This window comes from Nocardia sp. NPDC049220 (genome assembly GCF_040647855.1).
Taxonomy (GTDB): domain Bacteria; phylum Actinomycetota; class Actinomycetes; order Mycobacteriales; family Mycobacteriaceae; genus Nocardia.
The window spans coordinates 17,007-40,770 of record NZ_JBEZDA010000028.1 but is presented as its reverse complement, the minus strand read 5'-3'; the positions used below and the strand labels follow the sequence as shown (position 1 = coordinate 40,770).

Sequence of the window (23,764 nt, the reverse complement as noted above, 5' to 3'; positions counted from 1 at the left end):
TCCAGTTCTGGACCACGGCCGACGAAATCATCCGTGGTCGTCACCGAACCCCCGGCACGCACGCGTCGCGTCGCCGACATAGCACCCCAGCGTAGCCGCCGAAGTTCACCACCCGCTATTGCCGAGTACATTCGGCACCGGCACGCTGTCTCCGACACGGCATTTGCCGGAAATGCGCATAATGATGCTCACTTCTTCGGGTCAGCGAATCGGAGTCGCTCGGATGCTGATGGCCGAACGATGGGTGAGCGCGCGTGCGGATTCCGACCGGGTTGGTGTGGTGGCAGGTCCGGCATGTACCACCACGACCTCCGGTATTTCGGGTGTTCAGTGCGTGTCGTTCCAGGAGGGGATCCCGGCGGCGATCAGTGCAGTCGGCACCGTGAATTCACTGCCGACATCTAGTCGTGAAAGCCGCCGCGACGGTTTCATCACATATTGTGACGCATGACACATTCGTGGACTGGAATCGGCGGAAGCCTGCAACTCGGCCGACACCTGCCGCCGCGTCGCCCCTCGATAGAAATGGAAGGGATCGATAGGTGGAGTGGCTGATCCGATCGGGTGTGTGGCTGAGTGGGGTCGACCAGTTCGCGCCAGCGACGCGGCGAAGGCCGTCGCACGCGCTGCGAATTTCTGAGCGACCGAATATTGATTAGATTAATGGGCGACAATTTTCGAGAGCGTCCCTGACATCCTCCATATTTTGTCGGAGGAAGGAATTCGATCAGCGGTCAATTCTATGGCGATGGCGTCAGGTGGTTATCTTCATCCAGGTTCTCCGCGCCGATCGACCTCGGTTGTGGAATATGTTGCGACCTTCTATAATTGGGGTCTTCTAAATTTTGTTCTCTGACAACCGGGAATCGGCTGCAAGCCATCATTGCGGGTCGACGCGGCCATCTATGAGCCGGTAGTCGGCAGTACGAAAACCCATCAGGCAGTTCTCCGGGTAGCGCCGGTTCGCATCTATCGGAACGACGGCAACCGACTTCACCGGCGTCCGACACCATGAACGGACCAACAGCAAGCGGCAGTCTCATGACCACCTCCGGCGACCCACGCTGAGCCGCACCAGCACCGAACCTGTCGATGTCCAGCCGTCGGCGCACCGCCGAACCGACCGCTCTCGACAAGTCGATTCGCACGATCGAAGGACCGATCGAAATGACCACTCATGCTTCAGGAAACGTCACCAGTCTGGACAGCGCGACCATCGAACAGTTCACCACCGCGGTCACCGGCAGCGGCGAAGTGATCACCGACAGCACCGTCCGCACCGAGCGTGGCCACGACTTTTGGGGTTTCGGCGGCACCGCAGACCTGCTGCTGCGCCCTCGTGATCGTGACGAAATCGCTGCGATCGTGCGGATCGCCGCCGAGCGCAACGTCCCGATCGTCCCCCGTGGTGGTGCGTCGAACTGCTCCGCGGGAATGATGCCGGCCGCAGGCCGTGTGCTACTTGACCTTTCCGACCTGAACCGAATCCTCGAGGTCGATGTCGCTAACCGCCGTGCACGGGTCGAACCCGGCGTCATCAACTCCGATTTGCAGGAGCGGCTCGCCCCACACGGGCTGTGTTTCTCCCCTGACCCGGTGTCCGCGCACCTGGCCACCGTGGCAGGCAACATCATCGAGAACGCCGGCGGCCCCCATGCTTTGAAGTACGGCGTGACCTACAACCACATCCTGTCGGTGGAGGTCGTACTCTCCGATGGGTCCACCGTCACCCTCAGCGTCGACGACGACGGCCCCGACCTGCTCGGCGTTCTCATCGGCTCAGAGGGCACTTTGGGAATCGTTGCCGAGGCAACCATCGCGCTTCGCCCGATCGCCGAGGTAACGCACAGCCTCATGGGTGCGTTCGCCTCTGCCCGAGAGGGTGCCGATGCCGTCGCAGCGGTGATTGCCTCCGGTGTCGTCCCGGCCGCGGTGGAATGGCTCGACCGAGACGGTATTGCGGGGCTCGAGCAGTTCTACGACACCGGATACCCGCTCGACGCTGACGCCATCGTGCTCATCGACATCGACGGCACCGCCGCCGAGGTCGCCCGCGACCAGCCGATCGTGGACCGGGTGCTACGCGAGCGGGCCACCGAAGTCCGAGTCGCCGAGGACGAGAAATCCCGTGCCGTGCTGTGGTACGGCCGTCTGCACGCCCCGGACTCGGTGGTGCAGAGCGGCAAAGGGTTCTTCATCGGCGACGTCACCGTTCCCCGCCAACGGATCCCCGACATGCAGGAGGCGATCCAGGGCGCCGCCGCCCGCCACGCCGACGGGCTGCTGTTCATCGCCGTGACCGGCCACGCCGGCGACGGCGACCTGCACCCAACCACCTTCTTCGACAAGGGCAACCCCAAGGCTGCCTCGGCACTGGAAGCCGCGAACAACGAGATCATCGACGCAGCCCTCGGTTTGGGAGGTACCATCACCGGCGAGCACGGGGTCGGCACCGAGAAGCGTCAATTCATGACCAAGCGCTTCACTCCGGTCGAGATTGCCGCCCAACGCGCGATCAAGACGGCTTTCGACCCCGCAGGGCTATTCAATCCCGGCATCATGCTGCCCGATCCCGCACCCGAGGAGCCAGACGTGAGCACGTTCGGTGCCGCCGTCCGCGAGGCTCTGACCGGCAACCTGTCACAGGATCCGGCCGCCACGCCGACTGCTGGAAGCAACACCGACATCGCTGTCGACCTCGGTAACCTCACCCTGATCGTCGGAGCCGAAGCCACCTTGGAGCAGATCAACCGCTACCTCGACGAGCGCAACGTGACCTGCGCCGCCCTTCCAGTATCGGGTGGAGAACGTACTATTGGCGAACTGGTGGCCACCGTGAGTGGCGACGAGCGGATTCACGTCAGGCACGCCCTGCTCGGGACTGACGTCACCCTCATCGACGGACAAGCCACAGCCCGCTTCGGTGGCGAGAACATGAAGGACGTCGCCGGTTACGACACCAAACGGCTCTATATCGGTGCACACGGCGCTTTCGGCGCCCTGACCAACCTCGTGTTCAAGATCGCGGTCCGAACCTAGTCTCTGACTCACGGGCCCTGAACGGTGACAATTCGCCTTCCGTAGTTCGAATGCAGGCAGACCGACGCCGCGTTGTGTCGGAGACCGAAACGTCGGCCGAGTTGCGGGCGCGCAAACAATTCGGCTGATCACGATCCGAGTAAGGGGAGTGCTCCGATCAACTCATGGCCCAGCGCGCCGGACGGCGCGCGTAGCAGTTGTCAGTCGGTTCTCTTCGATTGTCGAGCGCAGCAGGTCGAGGGCCTCGTCGACATCGGTCAGCGGGATGGCACCGTATCCCACTATCAGGCCGTCGGGGCCCTTGCTCATGCGGAATTGGGAGAGTGGGAACACGCCCACGCCGCGACCGCGAGCGTGAGCAGCGACGGCACGTGCGTCGATGCCGGGGTGGGTCCACGCCGCCACGTGCAGTCCTACCGCAGATGGAATGACGGTCAACGCGTCGGCGAAATCCGCCGCCAGCAGGTCGACAATTCGATCGTGCCGCGCCTGATACTCTCGGCGCATCCGACGGATGTGCTTGGCCAACAAGCCTTCCTCGAGGAACCCGACAAGTGCGGCCTGCGTCGGCTCCGGGGAATGCCAATCGGCAACATACTTCGCGGCCCGCAACGCTGCCCAGAGCGCAGCGGGTGCGACGACGAACCCCATTCGCAGCACCGGAAGCATGATCTTGGAAAAGGTTCCGACGTAGATGACCCGTCCGGCGGAATCGAGGCTGTGCAGCGGTTGAAGCGGGCGCCCGCCGTACCGGAACTCGGTGTCATAGTCGTCCTCGACCACGATGGCGTCGCGACCGCGCGCCCAGTCGAGTAGCGCAAGCCTGCGCGGCAACGACATCGGCATACCCAGCGGGAATTGGTGCGACGGGGTGACATAGACGATCCGTGCGTGGTCGGGAAGCGCATCCACACGCATGCCCTCCGGATCGACCTCGACGCCGACGACCTCGGCGCCCATGGACCGGAACAACTCTCGCACGAGGGGGTAGCAAGGATCTTCGATGGCCACGCAGTCACCTGGTCGCAGCAGCACTCGTCCGACCAGGTCCAACGCCTGCTGGATGCCCTGCGTGATGATGATGTTCTCGGCGGTCGCGTGCACCGCCCGGGAGACGCCGATATGGCGGGCGATAGCGGCCCGCAGTGCGAGCAGCCCCGCCGGGTCGATGGGCATTCCTGTCCCCATGGACGATGCTCGGAGCATCTGCGAGGTCAATCGCCGCCACGCCTCGAAGGGAAACAGCCGCACATCCGGGATACCGGGACGCAGGTCGTACTGTGGTGTATCCGCAAAGAAATCGGGACCGGGAACTGTGAGGTCGGTCCACAGGGGCAATGGCAGCACGGCGGATTCACCCCCGGATGATGCGGGTGGGAAGCCCGGCGCGGTGATCGCCGCACGCACGAATATTCCGGCCCCGACGCGGCTCTCGGCCAGTCCATCGGCAGTCAGTCGATCGTAGGCGCCGGTCACAGTGTTGCGCGACACAGCCAACCGTCGCGCGAGCTCTCGTGACGGGGGCAGTGGCTGTCCTGGCAACAGTCGCCCGTCCAGCACCGCGGCCTTGATCTGCCGGTAGATCTGGCCACCGAGGTCCCCTCGACCCGCGAATGTCACGTGCACGTCCACTGTCAGCCTCGTCGGCTGGCGAGCGACGGCAGGTGGCCGGACATCGATGGTGGAGGGCGCCGCGCAGCACCCATCGGGAAAGCCGTGAGCGCCGCGCTCATGAGTGGGTCCGGCCGAGCATATCGGGAGCCTACTCATGCGTCACCATGCCGCAACTCCTACGCGCCACTGCAATTCGCGCGAACAACGTCGCGAGAAGCACGGCTTTCCGAGCCGTCGGGCGCCCGGATCGGCATCCGTCGTCGGGCCGGTTCAGTGCGAGTTCAAGCCATGCGCACCAGATATGGCGCCACACTGCTCAATTTCTCGCAGGTTTCCTCGAATTCGCGCTCGGGCCGGGACTGCCCGATGATGCCCGCACCCGCACGCAGCCATGCGGCACCATCGGACTGGTACACCGCCCGCAGCACCAGTGCGGCCTCCAGCGAACCGCTGTCCGATACTGTCACCACCGCCCCGGAGTACAGACCGCGTGGTGGGTCATCATGGCGAAAGACGGCGTCGACGCCGGCCCGCTTCGGTATTCCCGACGCGGTGACGGCCGGGAACAGCGCTTCCAGCGCATCCCAGCTGGTCCGATGCCGGGCAAGCCGCCCGCGGACTGTCGACGCCAGGTGCTGGACGCTTCCGCGCTCTCGGACGGTCATGAAATCGGCTACCACCGGCGAACCCGGTTCGGCGATCGACGCCACCTCGGTAAGCGCCGTTTTCACCGAGACAGCGTGCTCCACGATTTCTTTCGGGTCCGATTCCAGAGTGTTCCGGGCAGCCAGATCCGCTCTCGCGCCCCGCCCGAGGGCTCGGGTGCCCGCCAGCGGTTCGGTGGACACGACGCCCTCGTCATCGACCGAGACCACCAACTCCGGGCTGAACCCCGCCGCCGCCAATCCGTCGAGCCGCAGAAGGAACGAGCGCGCGGGGGTGTTGTGGGCCCGCCCGAGCCGGTAGCTGGCAGGCAGGTCGACGCGGAACGGTAATTCGACCCGACGCGACAGGATCACCTTCTGATACCGCCCCTCGGCGATCTCGGCAACGGCTGCGGCAACCCGCGCGCGGTAGCCGCTCGCATCTGCGCGGATGTCGACGGGATGCGCCACCGGTGGCGACTCGACCGGCGCGCCGAGCAGTTCTTCGATCACGTCGACCTCCGTGGCCGTCGCACCGTTCACGGTCACCTTCGATTCCGTGATCGTGACCTCGATGCGAGGAATGATCAAGTGCGCCAAACCGGTTCTGCTAGAGAGGTGGTGCTCGGCGCTGAACGAATAGGCGCAGAACTCGAATCCTATCCACCCGTACGCGGTACCCGATGCCCCTGCACCACAGCCCACACGCAACGACTCCAACGCTCGCCTCAGCGTGTCGACCGGCCGGCCGTTCCAGTGCTCGCGTGTGTGTCGGTCGGCAACGCTCACCCGCAGTTGGTCGGTGTCGAACTGGACGTGACCGAGGGGACTCGCCGCGAAGACCGAGTGCCCGGGCCGTTCGTAGACGACGTAATCACCGAATCGATCCGATCCCGCCAGGCGCGACATCGCGGTCGCCGTGTCGACCGCCGGCTCGATGCGCACGGATTCCGGTGCGGTCACCTGGTCCTCCATTCTCAGTTATTCGATTCGGCACGGAGTGAATCCGCGTCGCGCAGCCGGTCGACGAGTTTCCGAACGTGCCCGAGCGACGTGAGCGTGGCGATCTCGGCTGCGGGAATCTCGATGCGGTATTTCCGCTCCAAACGCGCGGCGAGCTCGAGCTCGAGCAGCGAGTCGACATTGAATTGGTCGACGAAATCCGTGTCTTCGGTGAACTCGGAAGCAGCCACCTCCAGGACGCGGGCGACCAAGTCCCGCAGATCCTCGATATCAGCCGCCGACCATGGGTTGCTCGTCATCTTCCCTCCTGATCGAGTGGGAAATTTCCGGCGTGGTGTCGAACCGGAAACGGTGTCGTCGCGAGGTCGCGCGGGCGGAGAAATCGCATCGTCGCGAGGTCGCCGCGTGGCCCACCGCCGCACGTCGCGTAGATCGGCCCCGGATCCCCGCTGTCGAGGTGAGCGACCGCCGCCACGCACTGGAGCACCCCGAGAGCCCCCGAACACTCTCCGAGTTGTTGGGTGAGGTCGAGGACCGAGACCAGCGGCGAGGTATCCGGCGGTAGTGCCGACGGGGTCAGCCACAGCCCCGGCATCGGTGTCTCGTCTCGGAACATGGCAACCACCTGATCGATATCGGCTGCACGAGAACGGCTTCCCAGGACGGCCCGCGCCCTCGCCTGCCGATTCGCCGCGTACGCCTCCGATTCCAGAATCACGGCCGCGGCGCCGTCGAGCACCTGCACATCCGGCCCGGCACGCAACAGTCGGCGCACCTGACGCGTGTCGGGTTCGACACCGACGACCACCACGGCGTCGGCGCGGCCGACACCGATGAGGTTGTCTGCCCAATACAGCGCGTCGATTCCGCTGGTCCGGCCGTTGCACAAGGTGATGTTCGGACCGTGCAGCCGGTGCCGGATCGCGATCCAGCCGGCGATGGCGTTGGACGACACGTGGGGTAACCCCAAAGGGCTCAAACCGGCTGTGGACAGTTCCGCGATGCGATCGGTGAATTCGCAGACGGTGTCGAGATTGCCGTAGTTGGAGCTGACCACCGTGGCCGTCGTCGCGTGATCCACCGAGCCCGCTGTCCCGGCCGACCTGCCCGCGTCGGCGAACGCGCGCTCGACCGAGCGCAAGGCCAGTCTCGACGCGCGGTCCTTGTGTCGCATCTGCGGTCCGCCCAGGTCGACCAACGGATCGAACCCACCGTCGATCGAGTCCACCGACATCAGGCTGGTGCCGGTGGCGAGCCCCGCGACCGCGAGGCCGACGCCGGTGACGACCGATGGCTGTCGCATCATTTCGTCCCCTTCTCGATGACTGCCACCGCGTTGATGCCACCGAACCCGAACGCATCGATCTGTGCGATCGTCATGTCGGCCTGGACCACGTCCTGCGCCAGGTGCAGTTTCGCTGCCTCGGCCAGTGGATCGGTGAGGCCTACGATCGGGGGAATCAGCCCGCGCCGCAACGCGATTGCCCCCATGATCAGGCTCAACAATCCGGACCCGCCGAGCGTGTGACCGGTCATTGATTTGATCGCTGTCATCGCGGGTGGTGCGACGAGCCCGCCGAAGACTTCGGTCAGCGCCGATGCTTCGACGGCGTCGTTGAGCGGTGTGCCGCTGCCGTGCAGCATCACCAGGTCGATGTCGCCGGCATCGACTCCTGCTCGCTTGTGGGCGTCCCCGATGACGGCCTGAATGCTCGCCGGATCCGGCGCGGTGGCGTGGCGCGCGTCGCAGTTCATCCCGACGCCGCGAAGCCGTGCATGCCGAGCGACTCCGGTTTCGGCTCGACGCACGACAACCGCTGCCGCGCCTTCACCCATGATCATGCCCGCGCGATCGGTGTCGAACGGGCGCAGCGCGTTCGGCGTACTGTTCTGAACGCGGTCCAGCGAACCGAACGCGCTCTCGGTGATCGAATCCGTGCCCGCGACGATCACCGTGTCGGCAAGTCCGAGTTCGATCAGGTCCGTCGCCATTCCCAGTGCGTACAGGGACGCGGCGCAGGCGCTGGCGACTGTGTACACCTCGCCGATCTGTGCGGTGTCTCGAAGCGCGGCGGCGAAATCGAGGCGATCGGGATCGAGTGATGTCGACGCGCCGGCGTCTTTCCACCACAGTTCGACGGATCGCTGTTCTCGCAGCGTGGTTCCGACGAGCACGGGGTACTGCTGGGACGACGCCGCGAGATCCGAGTCCGCCAACGCCGCCGCGATCACGGCTCGAAGCCATTGCGTAGCCCGGAACGGCCGGTCGCCGTCCGATCCGCGGTCATCGATCTCGTAGGTGTGCCGGGTCCGGTATTTTGCCGCGTCGAACGCGCGCAGGCTCCCGATGCCGCTGCGTCGCGCGCACAACGCGGCGAAAATCTGGTCGGGCGCGTCGCCGATGGACGCGGTGGCCGCCATCCCGGTGATATCCCACGGCATCAGCCGGCTCCCATTGCGCGCAGGCGGTTGCGTGCGAGTTTGCCCGTCCATGTGGTCGGTAGGGCATCGACCATCTCGACCCGACCGGGGCGCTTGAACGAGGCAAGTTCGGCACGCAGGGTTGCGATGACAGCGCGACGTACCGCGTTGGGCTCGAACTCGTTGTTCGCGACGACGAACGCCACCGCTTGCTGAAGCCCGTGCCGGTCCGCGACCGCGACCACAGCGCAGTCACGAACACCGAGAACGGTGCGGGCCACCCGCTCGATCTCGGCGGGGGCGACTTTGTATCCGCCCAGATTCAAGAAGTCGTCAACTCGACCGAGGTAACTGATCGAGCCGCCCCGTGATCGCCGAACAATGTCACCGGTGAACGCGCCACCGGCGGCGAACGTTTCCTGCGTCGCGGCGGGCCGGTCGAGATAGCCGGCCGCGACGGAGGGGCAGGCGATGTGGAGCCGGCCCTCCACATCGTCACCGGTCAGGACCCGGCCGTCCTGATCGCGTACCGTGACGTGCACCCCGGGCACTGGCACACCGATAGTGCCGGGCGCCGGATCCGACGGCGATGTGGCCACGACGATGTACAGCACTTCGGTCGTTCCGAGGCCGTTCACCAGCGGAACATCGAGGCGTCGCATGGTCAGTTCGCTCAGCTCAGCGGGAAGAGCCTCGCCGGCCGAGACCGCCAGACGCAGCCGACCGCCGCCGGAGCCGTCGAACGACCCCACGAGCGACGCGTAGAGGCGTGGTACCGAGAAAAGTACCGTCGGGTTGTAGCGGCGAAGCGCGCCGCGAACGACCTGCGCGTCCACCCCGCCCCGGATCAGCGCTGTGGTTGCGCCCGCGCTGAGCGGCAAGAGCAGGGAGTTGCCGAAGCCGTAGGCGAAGGACAACTTCGCGGTCGACAGCACGGTGTCGCCTGGAGCGAGCGCAACAACGCGTCCGAACCCGGCAGGCACCGAGAGGAGGGCGTCCGCCCGGTGCGCAACTCCCTTCGGTACCCCGGTGCTGCCAGATGTGTATTGCAGCAGCGCTTCCTGATCGGGCGACCATTGCGCCGGCTCGGGGCATTCGGAGACTTCGGTCGAGCGCTGCTGCTGGATGACCAGCTCTCTGATGGCGTCACCGTCGAGTTGTGCAGTGTCCGCCAGCACCGCCGCGAGGCCTCTTCGCCTGGATGCGGTCACATCGACATGGACGAACTCCACGCCGCTGTCGGCGGCGATGAATCCGATCTCATTGTCCGACAAGGCCGGATTCACCAGGACTGCCGAACACCCGTGCCACCAGAGTCCGAGGACGGCCACCACGGTTGTCACCGAGTCGTCTGCCAGCACCATGCCCCGTGTCCGCGCGGCCACCCCCGCGTTCGCGAGCAGTGCAGCGAATTCGCCTGCCGCCCGGAACAGTTCGGTGAAGGTGACATTCCCGATTTCGGAATCTATATAGGCCACACAATGTTTCCGAGACGAATCCACGTGTTTTCCGACGAAGAACTCGATCAGGTTCACCGACGACCACCTCTCGAGTGGTCGACGATCGCCGACACGTCGTCGAGGCAATTCACGGTGGTGTGCGAACCGTCCGTGAGCGTCACGCCGAATTCTCGTTCGATCCGCGACAGTATCTCTGCCTTCTCCAACGAGGATACGCCCAGGTCATCGTAAAAATTTGCGCCGATATCGATTGTTTCGGCATCTAGCTCGAGAACTTCTCCAGCTATCGCGCGCAACCGGCGAAGATTTCGATCATTTCCGTCGTGCCACTGCTCGGGTGCGGCCATCGGACGTCCTAACAGATTACGTTTCTCGGCGCGGGCGAGGCGATGCGGCATGGCGTTGTCGCCCGGAGGCGACGCGACAGCCGGCGTGAACGCAGCGGCGACCTGTGCCATCTCGATGAATGGCAGTACTTTCGTCTGCTCCCACGCTTCCTCCTCATACGCCTGAACGCTATAAGGCGCGGCGTGCGCGGAAAAGTGCCAATACTGGCGAATTCCATTGGGCCGGTGGTGAACCCGATGGTCGTCGCGCCGAAGGTGCACCGCGGGCGCGCCCCACCCGTCAATGCGTGGGGCGGGTCCAATACCCAGGGCCGGACAGGAGCACGGCGTGCACGCTGCCCACATCGAACTCGGTCAGCCTCGGCCAACCGGGTCGGCAGGTGCGTGTGTCGCGGTTGCGGGCGAACGCGCCCATGGCAGCGCTCGACCGCTTGGGCCCCCGATCGGCGATCCCTGCGATGTGGCAGGATCCGTTGGGTGACCAGCAGACCGACCGCCGCGCAGCACCTGCGCGACCTCGCGCTGCTGCGCCGCGTGCGCGACCGGATCGACCGGGAGTACGTGCAGCCGCTGGACGTCGAGGCGCTCGCCCGCGGTGTGAACATGTCGGCCGGGCACCTCAGCCGCCAGTTCAAGCTCGCCTACGGCGAGTCGCCGTACACCTATCTGATGACGCGACGTATCGAGCGCGCGATGGCGCTGCTGCGTCGTGGCGACCTCAGCGTCACCGAGGTCTGTTTCGCGGTCGGCTGTTCGTCGCTGGGAACCTTCAGTAGTCGCTTCACCGAGCTGGTCGGTGTGCCGCCTAGCGTCTATCGACGCCGAGCGGCGGACGCGACGGCGGGGATACCCTCGTGCGTCGCGAAACAAGTGAGCAGACCGATCAGGAATCGAGAAGCGCCGGTTATCGAGCCGCAATTATCGTGACTGCCATGGATATCAGCATTCACTCGAGCTTCCTCCCGCACGACGACCCGGACGCAGCCCTGGCCTTCTATCGCGACACCCTCGGCTTCGAGGTCCGCAACGACGTCGGATACAACGGGATGCGCTGGATCACAGTCGGCCCTCCGAACCAGCCCGGCACGTCCATCGTCCTGCATCCGCCGGGGGTCGACCCCGGCGTCACCGAGGACGAGCGCAGCACCATCATGGCGATGATGGCCAAAGGGACCTACGGCGGCATTCTGCTGGCTACCGCCGACCTCGACGATGCCTTCACACGGTTGCAAGCCAGCGACACCGAGATCGTCCAAGAGCCGACCGAGCAGCCGTACGGAGTTCGCGACTTCGCTGTTCGCGACCCCGCGGGTAACCTGATCCGCGTTCAGCAGTTGCGCTGAGTCGCCCGGCGCCGACCGCCACGAGCTGCACAGACAGCACCAGATCGATACCCGCGAATGCCGTCGATTGCGGCCGACCGGTGGTTGCCGTGACTGATCGCGAGAGCGACGTTCACGAGCTGATTCCGGCCTGATCAGTGCTGTCTGCACGGGATCGAGCATCGGCTCGCTCACGACAGAGCTGTCCGGGTGGCCGGTGCGGCGGATCGGTGAACGCGATACTCGATCGCAGGTAGCAGGTAGCAGCGCGACGGTTGTCGGTCGGTCCGGACGCATCGGACGGGCGTGGTCGGGGTTGGCGGCGCTGGTGGAGACGAGCGGCGTCGCTGTCTCGGGTCCATGCGCCGCCGCGACCGCGCCGGCCGGACGGCCGTAGCGCCAGCCCTGTCCGGTACCACCGGTCGGAGAACAGCGGACCGTTGGCGCGACCACACCGACAAAGCGAAAACCAGACCGAGTGGTCGAAGCTGGTTAGATCGAGCCGGGTGTCGCCGACGGAGACTGCGCAGCCGGCCCCGCATAACAGATGGAGACACGATGAGCACGCCCACCAGGACGGACACCCAGTCGCCCGCGCCGTATGGCGCCGACAGTCACGATGTGATCCGCGTGCACGGCGCGCGGGTGAACAACCTGAAGGACATCAGTATCGAGATCCCCAAACGCCGGCTGACGGTGTTCACCGGCGTCTCCGGCTCGGGGAAGAGTTCGCTGGTGTACGGCACGGTCGCCGCGGAGTCGCAGCGGCTGATCAACGAGACCTACAGCGCGTTCGTGCAGGGCTTCATGCCGACGTTGGCGCGCCCCGAGGTCGACGTGCTGGAAGGGCTGACCACCGCGATCGTTGTCGACCAGCAGCGGCTCGGTGGCGACCCCCGTTCGACCGTGGGTACCGCCACCGACGCCAACGCGATGTTGCGCATCCTGTTCAGCCGACTCGGGCAGCCGCACATCGGCCCGCCCAGCGCGTTCGCCTTCAACGTCCCCTCCGTGCGGGCGAGCGGCGCCATCACCGTCGAACGCGGCGCCGGCAAGACGAAGGCTGTGAAACAGACCTTCACCCGCACCGGCGGTATGTGCCCGCGCTGCGAGGGCCGGGGCACGGTGTCCGATATCGACCTCGCCCAGCTCTACGACGACTCCAAGTCGATCGCCGAGGGTGCGTTCACCATCCCCGGTTGGAAGTCGGACAGTTTCTGGACAGTGCGCGTCTACGCGGAATCGGGCTTCGTCGACCCGGACAAGCCAATCCGGCGATATACGAAGAAGGAGCTGCACGACTTCTTGTACAAGGAGCCGGTCAAGGTGAAGATCGACGGCGTCAATCTCACCTATGAGGGGCTGATCCCGAAAGTGCAGAAGTCCTTTCTCTCGAAGGACGCAGACTCGTTGCAGCCACACATCCGGGCGTTCGTGGAGCGAGCGGTGACGTTCACCACCTGTCCAGAATGCGGTGGCACCCGGCTCAGCGAGGGGGCCCGCTCCTCGCGGGTCGGCGGGATCACCATCGCCGACGCGTGCGCGATGCAGATCAGCGACCTGGCCGCCTGGGTCGGCGACCTCGACGAGCCATCAGTGGCACCACTGCTCGCCTCGCTGCGGCACACGCTCGACTCGTTCGTAGGGATCGGGCTGGGCTACCTTTCGCTCGACCGGTCGTCGGGCACGCTCTCGGGCGGCGAGGCGCAGCGCGTCAAGATGATCCGCCACCTCGGCTCTTCGTTGACCGACGTCACCTACGTCTTCGACGAGCCGACGATCGGCCTGCACCCGCATGACATTCAGCGAATGAACGACCTGCTGCTGCGACTGCGCGACAAGGGCAACACGGTGCTCGTCGTGGAGCACAAGCCGGAGACGATCGCGATCGCCGACCATGTCGTCGACCTCGGCCCCGGCGCAGGTACAGCGGGTGGCACCGTCTGCTTCGAGGGCACCGTCGACGGGCTGCGCGACAGCGGCACCATCACCGGCCGCCATTTCGACGACCGGGCCGTCGTGAAGGAGACGGCGCGTAAGTCCACCGGCGCGCTGGAAATCCGCGGCGCGACGACGCACAATCTGTGCGACGTCGACGTCGACATTCCCCTCGGGATGCTTGTCGTCATCACCGGTGTCGCCGGCTCCGGCAAGAGCTCGCTCGTGCACGGGTCTCTCCGGGCAGAGGACGGCGTGGTGTCGGTCGATCAGGGCGCGATCCGTGGCTCGCGCCGGAGCAACCCGGCGACATACACCGGATTGCTCGACCCGATCCGTAAAGCGTTCGCGAAGGCCAACGGTGTGAAACCGGCGCTGTTCAGCGCCAACTCCGAGGGCGCATGCCCCACCTGCAACGGCGCCGGCGTCGTCTACACCGACTTGGCGATGATGGCGGGTGTCGCCACCACTTGCGAGGACTGCGAAGGGAAGCGGTATCAGGCGTCGGTGCTGGAGTACCGTCTCGGCGGCCTCGACATCAGCGAGGTGCTCGCGATGTCGGTAATCGAGGCGGCGGAATTCTTCGGCACCGGTGCGGCGCGCACGCCGGCCGCGCACACTATTCTCCAGCGGCTCGCCGACGTCGGGCTCGGCTATCTCAGCCTGGGCCAGCCGCTGACCACGCTGTCCGGCGGCGAGCGGCAGCGGCTCAAGCTGGCCACCCACATGGCCGAGAAAGGCGGCGTCTACATCCTCGACGAGCCGACCACGGGTCTGCACCTCGCCGACGTCGAGCAGTTGCTCGGTCTGCTCGACCGGCTGGTCGACTCCGGCAAGTCGGTGATCGTGATCGAACACCATCTGGCGGTCATGGCGCATGCCGATTGGATCATCGACCTCGGCCCCGGCGCGGGCCACGATGGCGGCCGGGTCGTTTTCGAGGGGACCCCCGCTGATCTCGTTGCCGCCCGCGCCACTCTCACCGCCGAACACCTCGCGGCCTACGTCGGCGCATGACCTGACCCGCTGGAGCACCGACGGGTGGTGCCCGAATCGTTGGGTCGTCGACGCCACGATCCGAATCAGCCGACTGTCGTGGCGCAGCGTTATCTCGGCTGGTGGCGGTCGGAAGCCGCTACGATCGACGGGCCTGCTCGACCGGGAACGCCGGGAAACTCGACCCGCCGCACGAATTCGACGACCGGACAACCGATACCATTGCCGCCCTGGTCAGTGGTGAAGGTAGCCCAGCGTGAACGGTGCATCGTTCAGTCGCGGGGCGATCGATTCTCCTCCGAGTGCTTGTCGGAGCACGGCTTGTTCGTCCTGGATGACATGCATCACGGCATTGATCAGGGCAAGGTGGGTGAATGCCTGTGGGTAGTTGCCCCAGTGCCGGCCGGTTCGGGGGTCGATCTCCTCAGCGTAGAGCCCGAGGGGGCTGGCGTAACCGAGTAGTTTCTCGCACAGTTGTTCCGCTCGCTTCTTTTCGCCGATTTCCGACAGTGCGGAGACCAGCCAGAACGAACAGATCGTGAAAGCGCCTTCCTCCTCGGCGCATCCATCGTCGGTTTCCTCGACGCGATATCGCAGTACCAGGCCGTCTTCGGTCAGTTCGTCGGCGATGGCCAACACGGTGTTGCGCACCCGATCGTCGTCCGGGGGCAGAAACCGTACCAGCGGGATGAGCAGAGTCGAAGCGTCCAGTGCTGTGCTGCCGTAGTACTGGGTGAACACCCGCCGGGAGTCCACCGCATGGGTGCAGATGTCGGCGTGGATTTCGTCCGCGGCCTGTTGCCAGCGCTGCGCGTGTTCTGGGTCCTGGTGGATCCGGGCCAACCGGGCGCCGCGATCGGCGGCGACCCAGCACATGACTTTGCTGGAGGTGAAGTGTTGGGCCTTCCCCCGAACTTCCCAGATGCCATGATCGGGTTCGCGCCAGTAGGTGAGCGCGCTCTTCACCGCTCGGCCCAGCAGTTGCCAAGCCCGTGCGTCGATTTGGTCCTGCTGACGGGCGTAGAGGTAGACCGAATCCAGCACCGCGCCCCAGACATCGTGCTGGCGTTGCCGGTAGGCGTCGTTGCCGATCCGCACCGGACGGGCATTCTCGTAGCCGCGCAGGTGAGTGAGGGTCTGCTCGGTGAGGTCGGCCTCGCCGCCGATGCCGTAGACGATCTGCATATCCCGGACGCCTTCGGTCAAGCTGATGACGTAGGAGAAGAAGTCGTTCGCCTCCCAGCTGAAACCCAGTGTGTACAGCCCCCAGAGTGCGAAGGCGGAGTCGCGCACCCACGAGTAGCGGTAGTCCCAATTGCGTTGTCCACCTGGAGTTTCCGGCAATGAGGTCGTGGCGGCGGCGCTGATGGCGCCGGTGGGAGCGAAGGTCAGACCCTTGAGGGTCAACGCGCTGCGGGTCAGCTGGGTAGTCCAGGGGTGGTCCGGAAACCGCCCGCCGGCCAGCCAGTGCCGCCAATGATGGATCGTCCGCAGCAGCCGTTCATCGGCCTCGTCCGCCGTGCGGGGGGCGTCGCGGCTTCCCCAGGCGAGCGCGCAGAAACGCGTGTCACCGGTCTTCAAGAGGGTACGGGCGACAGCGTGCGTCCCTTCCAGCCCCAAGCGCATGTCGGTGCTCAAGGTCAGCCGCAGATCGATCCCGTCGGCGTTGGCCTGCGCGAGATGGTAGCTGTCGAGATACTCCCACCGGGCGCGGTGCTTGCCGTAGTCGAAGCCCGGTTGGCAGTCGAGCCCGAATTGGATCTGCCCGGTCTCACACCGCACCGTGCGCAGCAGAATATGCTCGGCGTCGTAGTCGGTGGGTGCCCGACGATGGGCACTGCGGCCTGGTTTCTGGTGCCGCCAGGGCCCGACCAGCAGCACATCGCGCACCGTCGCCCACCCTTCGCCGCTGCGCCAGGTGGTTTCCATGACCATCGTGCCGGGGATGTAGCGCCGATCGGTGGGCACCATGGCGTCGGCGGGGGCGAACCGGAACGACCCGGCGGACCGATCGAGAATGGCTGCGAAGACGCTGGGGGAGTCCATTCGCGGTAGACACAGCCACTCGATGGCTCCGCTGGGAGCGATAAGGGCAGTGACCTCGCAGTCGGAGATGAAACCATAGTCGTCGATGCGCGGGAACGCCGTGAGCTGCGGCTTGCGATCGGAACCGTCGTCCATACGTTGCTCCATCGTTGTCTCGGCACGGACTCGAACTCGGTATTCCACGCGATTGCCTGGTGAACCACCTTCTTTCTCGGCGAGACCAGGAGGTGGGATCCGGGACGTTGGTGATATGGCGTATCCAGAAGCCCACCACCTTGTCGGTCTGGTCGGCAAGCCCTGCGAGCGTCGCGATGTGGCAAGGGTCGGGTACGGGAGGTGCGCCGGAGCAGATATGGGCCGGATGCGCGATAATGTCGACGCCATCAGAAATTAGCGTATCGTTATCTTTCAGCAAATACGGACTGCCGCCTTGATGTCGATCTGTGAGTCGACTTCGTCCGCCCGCGACGACCGGTAGCTTCCGCCCCGAATGTCGAATGTCGCCCGTGGGCACCGCGGTGATGATATTGGGAGAAATATGGCACTGATATGGGATTTTATCCACATAACGGACAGGTGCCCGCACTGTCCCGAGCCCACGCATCCGGGTGTCGATCCGCTTCGGCCGGTGCCGGCCTCGCTGAATGACAAGGCTCTCGATGATACGATTCCCTCGTGGAAGACGGTGGCGTCGACGTCTACTACGACCGGATCAGCGAACTGGTGGCAATTCAGTCGCCCGGACGCCGGCCCGGAATTTGCCGTAACAGGTCGACCTTCCTTGCCTGGTTGGAATCATGAAGCGGCAGCGTCATATCGGCCGCGTCCCGGCCAGGTTCGTCTGTTCGATGCCGCGTGGACCCACGGTGTCGCGGCATGACTCGGTCCCAGCACGCGGCACATTTCCGATCCCGGTATGACGGCCTGAGGCGTCTAGAACTCCCATACGCGCAGGCGTTCGCTGATTCGTAGCTCCACGGCGTCGCGCAAGTGCGGCGACACCCGAACTGTAGAAGTTTCGACGGATCACCTGCCACTAGACCGTAGCCCGCTGAGCTGCGATCAGCTCGGGCCGCTGGGGCAGCCACCAGAGAGGACACCTGATGGGCAAGGTCAAGGTCGGTCAACAGAACGCGGACGACATCGAGATCTACTACGAGGACCACGGCGAAGGGCAGCCGGTGGTGTTGGTCCATGGCTATCCGCTCAACGGGCATTCTTGGGAAAAGCAAGAACGTGTATTGCTCGCGGAGGGCTACCGCGTCATCACCTACGACCGCCGTGGGTTCGGCCGATCCTCGCAACCGACCGTCGGCTACGACTACGACACCTTCGCCGCCGACCTCGACACGCTGTTGAATCACCTACACCTCGACGACATAATCCTCTGCGGGTTCTCCATGGGCACCGGAGAAGTCACCCGCTACCTCGGCGCCTACGGCTCCGCCCGCGTGCGCAAGGCCGTTCTGATGGGGGCGATTCCGCCGTTCCTGCTCCAGACCGAGGACAATCCCGACGGTGTGGACGGTTCGGTGTTCGAAGGCATCAAAGAAGCGATCGAGAAGGATCGACCCGCCTATTTCAAGGATTTTCTCGACAATTTCTACAACGTCGATGTCTTGGGTGGGACACGTATCAGCGACCAAGCATGGCAGCAAAGTTTCAATGTGGCCGTCGCGGCGTCGGCATTCGCCGCATACGCTTGCGTCGACACCTGGCTGACGGACTTTCGTCCGGACCTGCCGAAGATCGATGTGCCGACCCTGCTGATCCACGGCGACGCCGATCGAATTCTGCCGTACGCCAACACCGCAGCCCGACTGCCGGCGCTGATCAAGGACCTGACCTTCGTCACCGTCGAAGGCGGGCCACACAACATCGCCTGGACACACCCTGACGTCGTCAACCCAGCCCTACTCGAATTCCTCGCCGAGTAATGCAGTCGTATCCAGTGGCCATGACCTCGCCTGCGGGCCAACCCGTTGCTGGGCATGATGTCGAATAGCCCTACGCCGCTGGGCTTCGCGGAGGAACGTGACGGCGGTCGGTAGTGTCGAACGAGTGAGTAACTGGGTGCGCAGGAATTTCCACAGGATCGGACGGTTCGATCGGGCAATCGGCGGTGCGGTCGCCGAGCTGCCGACCTCCATGGTCGATCACGGGCTGCTGCGGCTCACCAGCAGCGCTGATTTCAGCATGCTGTGGCTCGTCTTCGCGGCGCTGCTCGCCACACGGAAAGGAGCGCCGCGGCGCGCTGCGCTGCGCGGCGTCGTCTCCGTCGCAGGCGCGAGTCTCACTGTCAACGCTGGACTCAAGACGCTCATCGCGCGGCGCCGCCCAGCCGCAGAGTTACTGCCCCTGCATCGGCGTCTGAGCCCTGCCCCGACCTCCTCCTCTTTCCCTTCGGGGCACAGCGCCTGTGCAGCGGCATTCGCCACCGCCGTGGCGCTCGAAAGTCCCCGCACTGCACTGGTCGCCGCCCCGCTGGCCGCGACCGTCGCCTACTCTCGGGTGCACACCGGCGTGCACTGGAGTTCCGATGTGCTCGTCGGTGCCGCCATCGGTTCCGGTATCGCCCTGGCTACCCGCCGCTGGTGGCCGGTGCGCGAATCGGACGAGGCACGGGCCCGCCCGGTGCGCGAGGTGCCCGTGCTGGTGGAAGGCAAAGGGCTTGTGGTTGTGGTGAACCCGGTGTCCGGCGATCCGAACTACGATCCCACCGCCGAGATCATCGAGGCCTTGCCCGCCGCTACCGTGCTGCGCACCCAACCCGATCTCGACTGTGCGGATCAGCTCGAGCAGGCTCTCGCCGAGCACATCGAGCCGGTCTTGGCAATCGGGGTCGCCGGTGGCGACGGAACGGTGGCCGCCGTGGCCGCGACCGCACTGCGTCACGAGTTGCCGCTGGTCGTCATCCCTACCGGTACACTCAACCACTTCGCCCGCGACCTCGGCGTCTACGACCTGCGTGAGGTGGTCGACGCCACCGGGGTCGGCGAGGCCGTCGCGGTTGACATCGCGAGCGTCGAGTACGAGGACGAAACCGGTTCGCGCACAAGATTCTTGATCAACACCGCCAGCGTCGGCAGTTATCCGGATCTGGTGCAGCTGCGCGAGAAATGGCAACCGCGCTGGGGGAAATGGCCGGCCTTCGCCGCTGCGCTCGTAGTTACCCTGCGTCGTGCCGAACCGATCGAGATCTGTCTGGACGGACGCTGGCAACGGGTGTGGTTCCTGTTTGTGGGCAACGGCCCCTACCATCCGTATGGTGCGGTACCCGCTTTCCGCGACCGGCTGGATGCCGGAGTGCTCGACCTACGCTGGCTGCGTGCCGACCTGCGCTGGTCCCGCGCTCGTGCGGTGCTGGCGCTGTTGTTCGCCGCAATCGGCCACAGCAAGGTCTACGGCCAGCGCCTATTGCCGGAACTGCACGTGCAGATACCCACTCCGGAGGCGCTGGCCACCGATGGCGAGGTGGTCGGCAAAGCCACCCGCTTGCACTTCGCCATCGCGGGGCAGCTCGCGGTTTACCGCCGTGACGAATCCAATCCGCTCTGGACCGATCGGATCCGCCCCCACCACCGCCGATCCCCCTGGCTCCGCGATGCGATTTGCGTGCGCTGACCAGGCGATCACCATCTTTCGGTGAGCTCGGCGAGGTCGGCGCGCAGCAAGCCATCCGGGCACGGCTCAGGTGGTGTGGGGCGTACTGTGACTGATAGCGGATGCCGGACGTGACGTGTCGGAAGTGTGACCGCTGAGGTCGGAGACGTTATCTGGATCCGTGACGAGTGGTGGGCCGGTGCAGAGGGCCGAGACGGCCCGTCCATCGGTACACCAGAGGCCTACCGACACCGGTCGGCGCACGACAGGGCTGCGTCGCAAGGAAGGATGTTGAAACCGATCTCACCATCATCTCCTGGTTCCGCCGCGATGTGGTCCACGGCGGACGTCTCGGGTGCGGACGTGGCCGCTTACTGGCGGGACTTGGTCTGCGAAACCTTCGTCGAAGTGGGGATCCAGCCGATTGGCGACAGCGGGTTCGGCGGCCGAGTGCGGCATACCGACATCGACGGGGTCGGGTCCTCGACGGTGTCCTGACTCGCTCAGCGGGTGAGTCGCACAGCACGCTCATCGCACGCAGTCGCGAGGTCCACGTGCTGGCCAATATCCAGTTCGAAGGTCAGCGCATGGTCTCGCAGAACGATCGCAGCGCGGTTCTCGCTGGGCTCATTGACGTTCGTGGACAGTTGACGGCCTACACCATGCAGTTCCCCGCGGCGTTCGCGCGACTGGTCGTCGGTGTGTGCAGCCCGCAAAGCCGTCCATGTTCGAGCCGAGAACGATCGGTATCCGTACCAGCCCGAAGGGAACACGATGTCCGACACCATGCCACCTCCCTTCGCCGGGAGCCTGCTCATCGGCGCCAGCGGCTCGGTCGCAGTCGCGTTTCTGCCCATGTTCGTCTCCGCGCTGCGCGGGCAGTTCCATGGCACCGTGACGGTCATCATGACCCATACCGCGACGACCTTCCTCCCCGCCTCGACGATGGGATTGTTCGCCGACAAGGTGGTCACCGGGAACGACGCCAGCACCTGGGCTCGGGAGAATCACGCCAGCCTCGCCGCCGAGCACGACCTGTTCGTGGTACTTCCCGCGACCGCGAACGTCTTGTCGGCAGCGGCCACCGGCGCGGCGCCCAACATGCTGACCGCCACCATCATCGCGGCCACCGCACCGGTCGTGTTTTTCCCGGTGATGTCCGCGGAGATGTGGGCCAAGCCCGCCATCCAGCGGAACGTCGCCCAGTTGCGCGAAGACGGACACGATGTCATCGAACCCTCGGTCGGACCGCGCTACGACGTCGCACTGGGCAGTTTCGTGCAGAGTCCGACGCCCCCCTCACCGCCGCAGTTCATCGAGACGGTCCGCAAGCATCTGGAGGCGAATACCGCCGACAGTCAATAGCTCCGAGCGCGCGCGCAACCCGCTCCGTCGCTACTGTCGCGGCTGGCCCGAGCAGACTGATCCTCGATCCGCGATGGCGACGAATCGTGTTCTGCCAAAGAATGAATCAATCCAACGCGATCGGCCTTTCGGTTAGAAGCCGCCCGGACGCCACCGCGTAACGTCACTCAGAGTGAGTATCTCCGTCATCGGTGCCACTCGATGCTCAGTTGTATACGGCCGCAGAGCACGATCTCGTTTTCGGACGGCTGGTGGGCCGGAATCCATTGTCGGAGAAAGAGCGACGAAGCAGTCACCGTCAGCGATCGCGTGGATTCCGGTACCACTCGGATTCACGGGATTGCACCAGCTGCGCGGTCGAAGGGTATCGGTTACAGTTCGCTGCGAGATCCGGTTTTCTGGCTTGTAAGAGTGAGTTGTCCGATGGTGAATGATTCGGTATGTCGTCGGTCCTGGTCCGGGAAGTTGCGCGGGTGTTCGGTCTTCCGCACGAGTAGCAGGAAGGCAAGCGCGTGAGCGACTGGGACATCGCCGTCGATCGTGACCTGTGTCTAGGGTCGGGGATCTGCGTCGCGGCCTCGAACGGGGCGTTCATGCTGGTCGGTGACCGTTCACAGCCCGCGGCTTCACCGTGCCGTGCCGGCGAGGAAATCCTGTTGGCGGCCATGAGCTGTCCGGCCGAGGCCATCACGATCGTGGACGTTGACACCGGCCGACTTCTGTTTCCTGAGGAGAGCTGATGTCCGCGGTACGCCAAGCGCAGTTGGGCTTTCCGTTCGCCGCGCAATCGGGTCTCGATATCGAGCCCGAATATGCCCATCTCCGTGAGTCTTCCCCGGTGGTGCCGGTCAGGTTACCCGAAGGCACGGCTTGGCTCGTGACCCGCTATGCGGATGTTCGGTCGATCATGACCGACAACCGGTTCAGCCGGGCGCTGGCCTGTGCGCCGGGTATGCCTCGGATCACCACGGTCCCGCCGCCGAATTCGATGATCATCAGTATGGATCCGCCGCATCACACCCGAATCCGCAGCATCGTGGCGCGGGAGTTCACTGTCCGCCGGGTCGAGCAACTGCGGGCAGGAGCGGAGAAGATCTTGGCGTTGCTGTTGGACCGGCTGGAGAACGGAAGCAGGCCGGCGGATTTCGTCTCGGAGGTGGCGATACGCTTCCCGGCGCTGGTCATGGGCGACCTGCTGGGGGTATCGGAGTCCGATCGGGATGCGTTCCGGGAGTGGGCCCGAGACCTGCTGAGTGTCACCTCCGTGAATCCAGAGGAGGGCATGGCCGCGATGGTGCAACTCGCCGACTACGTTCGCGACATGGTGGAACAACGGCGCCGACATCCCACCGACGACCTGATCGGCGCGCTGGTCCGGGCGCACGACGACCAGGGCAAACTCTCCGACGACGAACTCGTCACCTTTGGAATCACGTTGCTGGCAGCGGGTTTCGAGACCACCGCCGATCAAATGGCGAATTCGCTGTATGTGTTGCTCACCGATGACCGGCAGTACGATCGGCTTCGCGATAGCCCCGAGCTCGTGCCAACCGCTGTCGAGGAACTCGTACGCTACATCCCGCTCGGAAGTGGAAGCGGCCTGCCGTATGTGGCGACCACCGACGTGGAACTCAGTGGGCTAATGGTGCGCGAAGGTGACAGTGTGGTCCTGTCGATCAATTCCGCGAATCGGGACCCCGAGGCATTCGTCGACGCCGATCGGCTCGATCTGGCGCGAAACCCTAATCCGCACATAGGTTTCGCGCACGGAGTGCACCATTGCCTCGGCGCCCAGTTGGCCCGAATGCAGTTACAAGTGCTGCTCACCATGGTGCCGCAGCGGTTCCCGGATCTGGCCCTTGCTGTGCCGGTCGGCGATGTTACGTGGAAGCACGGCATGCTCACTCGTGGTCCGGAGCGGCTTCTCCTCACTTGGTAGCCGGCTGGGCCCCTATCGGAGAACGGTTTTCGAGCTTCCGGGCTTGCCCGCTGGACCGGCCGCCTTG

General features: G+C 65.2%; 19 protein-coding genes. 10 read left to right on the top strand and 9 right to left on the bottom strand.

Annotation, left to right across the window (positions count from 1 at the left end):
* The first annotated feature begins 1,167 nt into the window (after window positions 1-1,167).
* The gene (locus tag AB0C34_RS30020; RefSeq protein ID WP_357080328.1) at window positions 1,168-3,039 is read left to right on the top strand and encodes an FAD-linked oxidase C-terminal domain-containing protein; all 1,872 of its coding nucleotides are present in this window, start codon (window positions 1,168-1,170) and stop codon (window positions 3,037-3,039) included.
* 162 nt (window positions 3,040-3,201) lie between these two features.
* Here AB0C34_RS30020 and AB0C34_RS30015 read toward each other — a convergent pair whose 3' ends face one another.
* The 7 genes from AB0C34_RS30015 to AB0C34_RS29985 all read right to left on the bottom strand — a co-directional run bounded on the left by AB0C34_RS30015 (window position 3,202) and on the right by AB0C34_RS29985 (window position 10,599).
* Entirely contained in the window at window positions 3,202-4,671 is a 1,470-nt protein-coding gene (locus tag AB0C34_RS30015; RefSeq protein WP_357080325.1) for a PLP-dependent aminotransferase family protein, read from the bottom strand.
* Window positions 4,672-4,934: 263 nt separating this feature from the next.
* Window positions 4,935-6,272, bottom strand: a complete 1,338-nt coding sequence (locus AB0C34_RS30010) for a salicylate synthase (RefSeq protein WP_357080322.1) — start codon at window positions 6,270-6,272, stop codon at window positions 4,935-4,937.
* Window positions 6,273-6,274: 2 nt separating this feature from the next.
* The gene (locus tag AB0C34_RS30005) at window positions 6,275-6,559 is read right to left on the bottom strand and encodes a phosphopantetheine-binding protein (RefSeq protein ID WP_357080319.1); all 285 of its coding nucleotides are present in this window, start codon (window positions 6,557-6,559) and stop codon (window positions 6,275-6,277) included.
* Entirely contained in the window at window positions 6,556-7,566 is a 1,011-nt protein-coding gene (locus tag AB0C34_RS30000; protein WP_357080317.1) for a beta-ketoacyl synthase N-terminal-like domain-containing protein, read from the bottom strand. The genes AB0C34_RS30005 and AB0C34_RS30000 overlap by 4 nt, the downstream gene beginning before the upstream one ends.
* The gene (locus AB0C34_RS29995) at window positions 7,563-8,702 is read right to left on the bottom strand and encodes a beta-ketoacyl synthase N-terminal-like domain-containing protein (protein WP_357080314.1); all 1,140 of its coding nucleotides are present in this window, start codon (window positions 8,700-8,702) and stop codon (window positions 7,563-7,565) included. Before AB0C34_RS29995 ends, AB0C34_RS30000 begins: the two co-directional genes overlap by 4 nt.
* Window positions 8,702-10,216, bottom strand: a complete 1,515-nt coding sequence (locus AB0C34_RS29990; protein WP_357080311.1) for an AMP-binding protein — start codon at window positions 10,214-10,216, stop codon at window positions 8,702-8,704. The genes AB0C34_RS29995 and AB0C34_RS29990 overlap by 1 nt, the downstream gene beginning before the upstream one ends.
* Window positions 10,213-10,599, bottom strand: a complete 387-nt coding sequence (locus AB0C34_RS29985) for an acyl carrier protein (RefSeq protein ID WP_357080308.1) — start codon at window positions 10,597-10,599, stop codon at window positions 10,213-10,215. The genes AB0C34_RS29990 and AB0C34_RS29985 overlap by 4 nt, the downstream gene beginning before the upstream one ends.
* Before the next feature lie 366 nt (window positions 10,600-10,965).
* On the opposite strand from AB0C34_RS29985, the gene AB0C34_RS29980 reads away from it, so the two are divergent.
* From AB0C34_RS29980 to AB0C34_RS29970, 3 genes are all read left to right on the top strand, one after another.
* Complete coding sequence (locus AB0C34_RS29980) at window positions 10,966-11,415, top strand: helix-turn-helix transcriptional regulator (protein ID WP_357080305.1); 450 nt, start codon at window positions 10,966-10,968, stop codon at window positions 11,413-11,415.
* 5 nt (window positions 11,416-11,420) lie between these two features.
* A complete protein-coding gene (locus tag AB0C34_RS29975; protein ID WP_357080302.1) occupies window positions 11,421-11,831 on the top strand; it encodes a VOC family protein in 411 nt (136 codons plus the stop codon).
* Between the two features lie 537 nt (window positions 11,832-12,368).
* Window positions 12,369-14,765 (top strand): excinuclease ABC subunit UvrA, encoded by a 2,397-nt coding sequence (locus tag AB0C34_RS29970; protein WP_357080299.1) that lies wholly within the window; start codon window positions 12,369-12,371, stop codon window positions 14,763-14,765.
* Window positions 14,766-14,978: 213 nt separating this feature from the next.
* On the opposite strand, the gene AB0C34_RS29965 is transcribed toward AB0C34_RS29970, so the two are convergent.
* Window positions 14,979-16,925, bottom strand: a complete 1,947-nt coding sequence (locus AB0C34_RS29965) for a glycoside hydrolase family 15 protein (RefSeq protein ID WP_357080296.1) — start codon at window positions 16,923-16,925, stop codon at window positions 14,979-14,981.
* 968 nt (window positions 16,926-17,893) lie between these two features.
* On the opposite strand from AB0C34_RS29965, the gene AB0C34_RS29960 reads away from it, so the two are divergent.
* From AB0C34_RS29960 to AB0C34_RS29950, 3 genes are all read left to right on the top strand, one after another.
* Window positions 17,894-18,727 (top strand): alpha/beta hydrolase, encoded by an 834-nt coding sequence (locus tag AB0C34_RS29960; RefSeq protein WP_357080293.1) that lies wholly within the window; start codon window positions 17,894-17,896, stop codon window positions 18,725-18,727.
* Window positions 18,728-18,851: 124 nt separating this feature from the next.
* Window positions 18,852-20,414, top strand: a complete 1,563-nt coding sequence (locus tag AB0C34_RS29955) for a phosphatase PAP2 family protein (protein WP_357080291.1) — start codon at window positions 18,852-18,854, stop codon at window positions 20,412-20,414.
* A gap of 267 nt (window positions 20,415-20,681) precedes the next feature.
* Window positions 20,682-20,891 carry a hypothetical protein gene (locus AB0C34_RS29950; protein WP_357080288.1) on the top strand — a complete coding sequence of 70 codons (210 nt, stop codon included), beginning with the start codon at window positions 20,682-20,684 and terminating at the stop codon, window positions 20,889-20,891.
* Window positions 20,892-20,896: 5 nt separating this feature from the next.
* Here the strand turns inward: AB0C34_RS29950 and AB0C34_RS29945 are convergent, their stop codons facing one another.
* Window positions 20,897-21,181, bottom strand: coding sequence for a hypothetical protein (locus tag AB0C34_RS29945; protein ID WP_357080285.1), 285 nt, complete (start codon window positions 21,179-21,181; stop codon window positions 20,897-20,899).
* On the opposite strand from AB0C34_RS29945, the gene AB0C34_RS29940 reads away from it, so the two are divergent.
* The 3 genes from AB0C34_RS29940 (at window position 21,168) to AB0C34_RS29930 (ending at window position 23,697) form a co-directional block, all read left to right on the top strand.
* On the top strand, window positions 21,168-21,758 hold the full coding sequence (locus tag AB0C34_RS29940; RefSeq protein WP_357080282.1) for a flavoprotein: 591 nt from the start codon (window positions 21,168-21,170) through the stop codon (window positions 21,756-21,758). The genes AB0C34_RS29945 and AB0C34_RS29940 overlap by 14 nt on opposite strands.
* Before the next feature lie 512 nt (window positions 21,759-22,270).
* On the top strand, window positions 22,271-22,498 hold the full coding sequence (locus AB0C34_RS29935) for a ferredoxin (RefSeq protein ID WP_357080279.1): 228 nt from the start codon (window positions 22,271-22,273) through the stop codon (window positions 22,496-22,498).
* The gene (locus AB0C34_RS29930; protein WP_357080277.1) at window positions 22,498-23,697 is read left to right on the top strand and encodes a cytochrome P450; all 1,200 of its coding nucleotides are present in this window, start codon (window positions 22,498-22,500) and stop codon (window positions 23,695-23,697) included. The genes AB0C34_RS29935 and AB0C34_RS29930 overlap by 1 nt, the downstream gene beginning before the upstream one ends.
* Window positions 23,698-23,764: the final 67 nt, after the last annotated feature.

Coding starts and splice junctions, on each gene's coding strand:
- AB0C34_RS30020 (WP_357080328.1), top strand. CDS start 1,168: ATGACCACTCATGCTTCAGGAAACGTCACCAGTCTGGACAGCGCGACC.
- AB0C34_RS30010 (WP_357080322.1), bottom strand. CDS start 6,272: ATGGAGGACCAGGTGACCGCACCGGAATCCGTGCGCATCGAGCCGGCG.
- AB0C34_RS30005 (WP_357080319.1), bottom strand. CDS start 6,559: ATGACGAGCAACCCATGGTCGGCGGCTGATATCGAGGATCTGCGGGAC.
- AB0C34_RS30000 (WP_357080317.1), bottom strand. CDS start 7,566: ATGATGCGACAGCCATCGGTCGTCACCGGCGTCGGCCTCGCGGTCGCG.
- AB0C34_RS29995 (WP_357080314.1), bottom strand. CDS start 8,702: ATGCCGTGGGATATCACCGGGATGGCGGCCACCGCGTCCATCGGCGAC.
- AB0C34_RS29985 (WP_357080308.1), bottom strand. CDS start 10,599: ATGGCACAGGTCGCCGCTGCGTTCACGCCGGCTGTCGCGTCGCCTCCG.
- AB0C34_RS29975 (WP_357080302.1), top strand. CDS start 11,421: ATGGATATCAGCATTCACTCGAGCTTCCTCCCGCACGACGACCCGGAC.
- AB0C34_RS29970 (WP_357080299.1), top strand. CDS start 12,369: ATGAGCACGCCCACCAGGACGGACACCCAGTCGCCCGCGCCGTATGGC.
- AB0C34_RS29965 (WP_357080296.1), bottom strand. CDS start 16,925: ATGGACGACGGTTCCGATCGCAAGCCGCAGCTCACGGCGTTCCCGCGC.
- AB0C34_RS29960 (WP_357080293.1), top strand. CDS start 17,894: ATGGGCAAGGTCAAGGTCGGTCAACAGAACGCGGACGACATCGAGATC.
- AB0C34_RS29950 (WP_357080288.1), top strand. CDS start 20,682: ATGTTGAAACCGATCTCACCATCATCTCCTGGTTCCGCCGCGATGTGG.
- AB0C34_RS29940 (WP_357080282.1), top strand. CDS start 21,168: ATGTCCGACACCATGCCACCTCCCTTCGCCGGGAGCCTGCTCATCGGC.
- AB0C34_RS29945 (WP_357080285.1), bottom strand. CDS start 21,181: ATGGTGTCGGACATCGTGTTCCCTTCGGGCTGGTACGGATACCGATCG.
- AB0C34_RS29930 (WP_357080277.1), top strand. CDS start 22,498: ATGTCCGCGGTACGCCAAGCGCAGTTGGGCTTTCCGTTCGCCGCGCAA.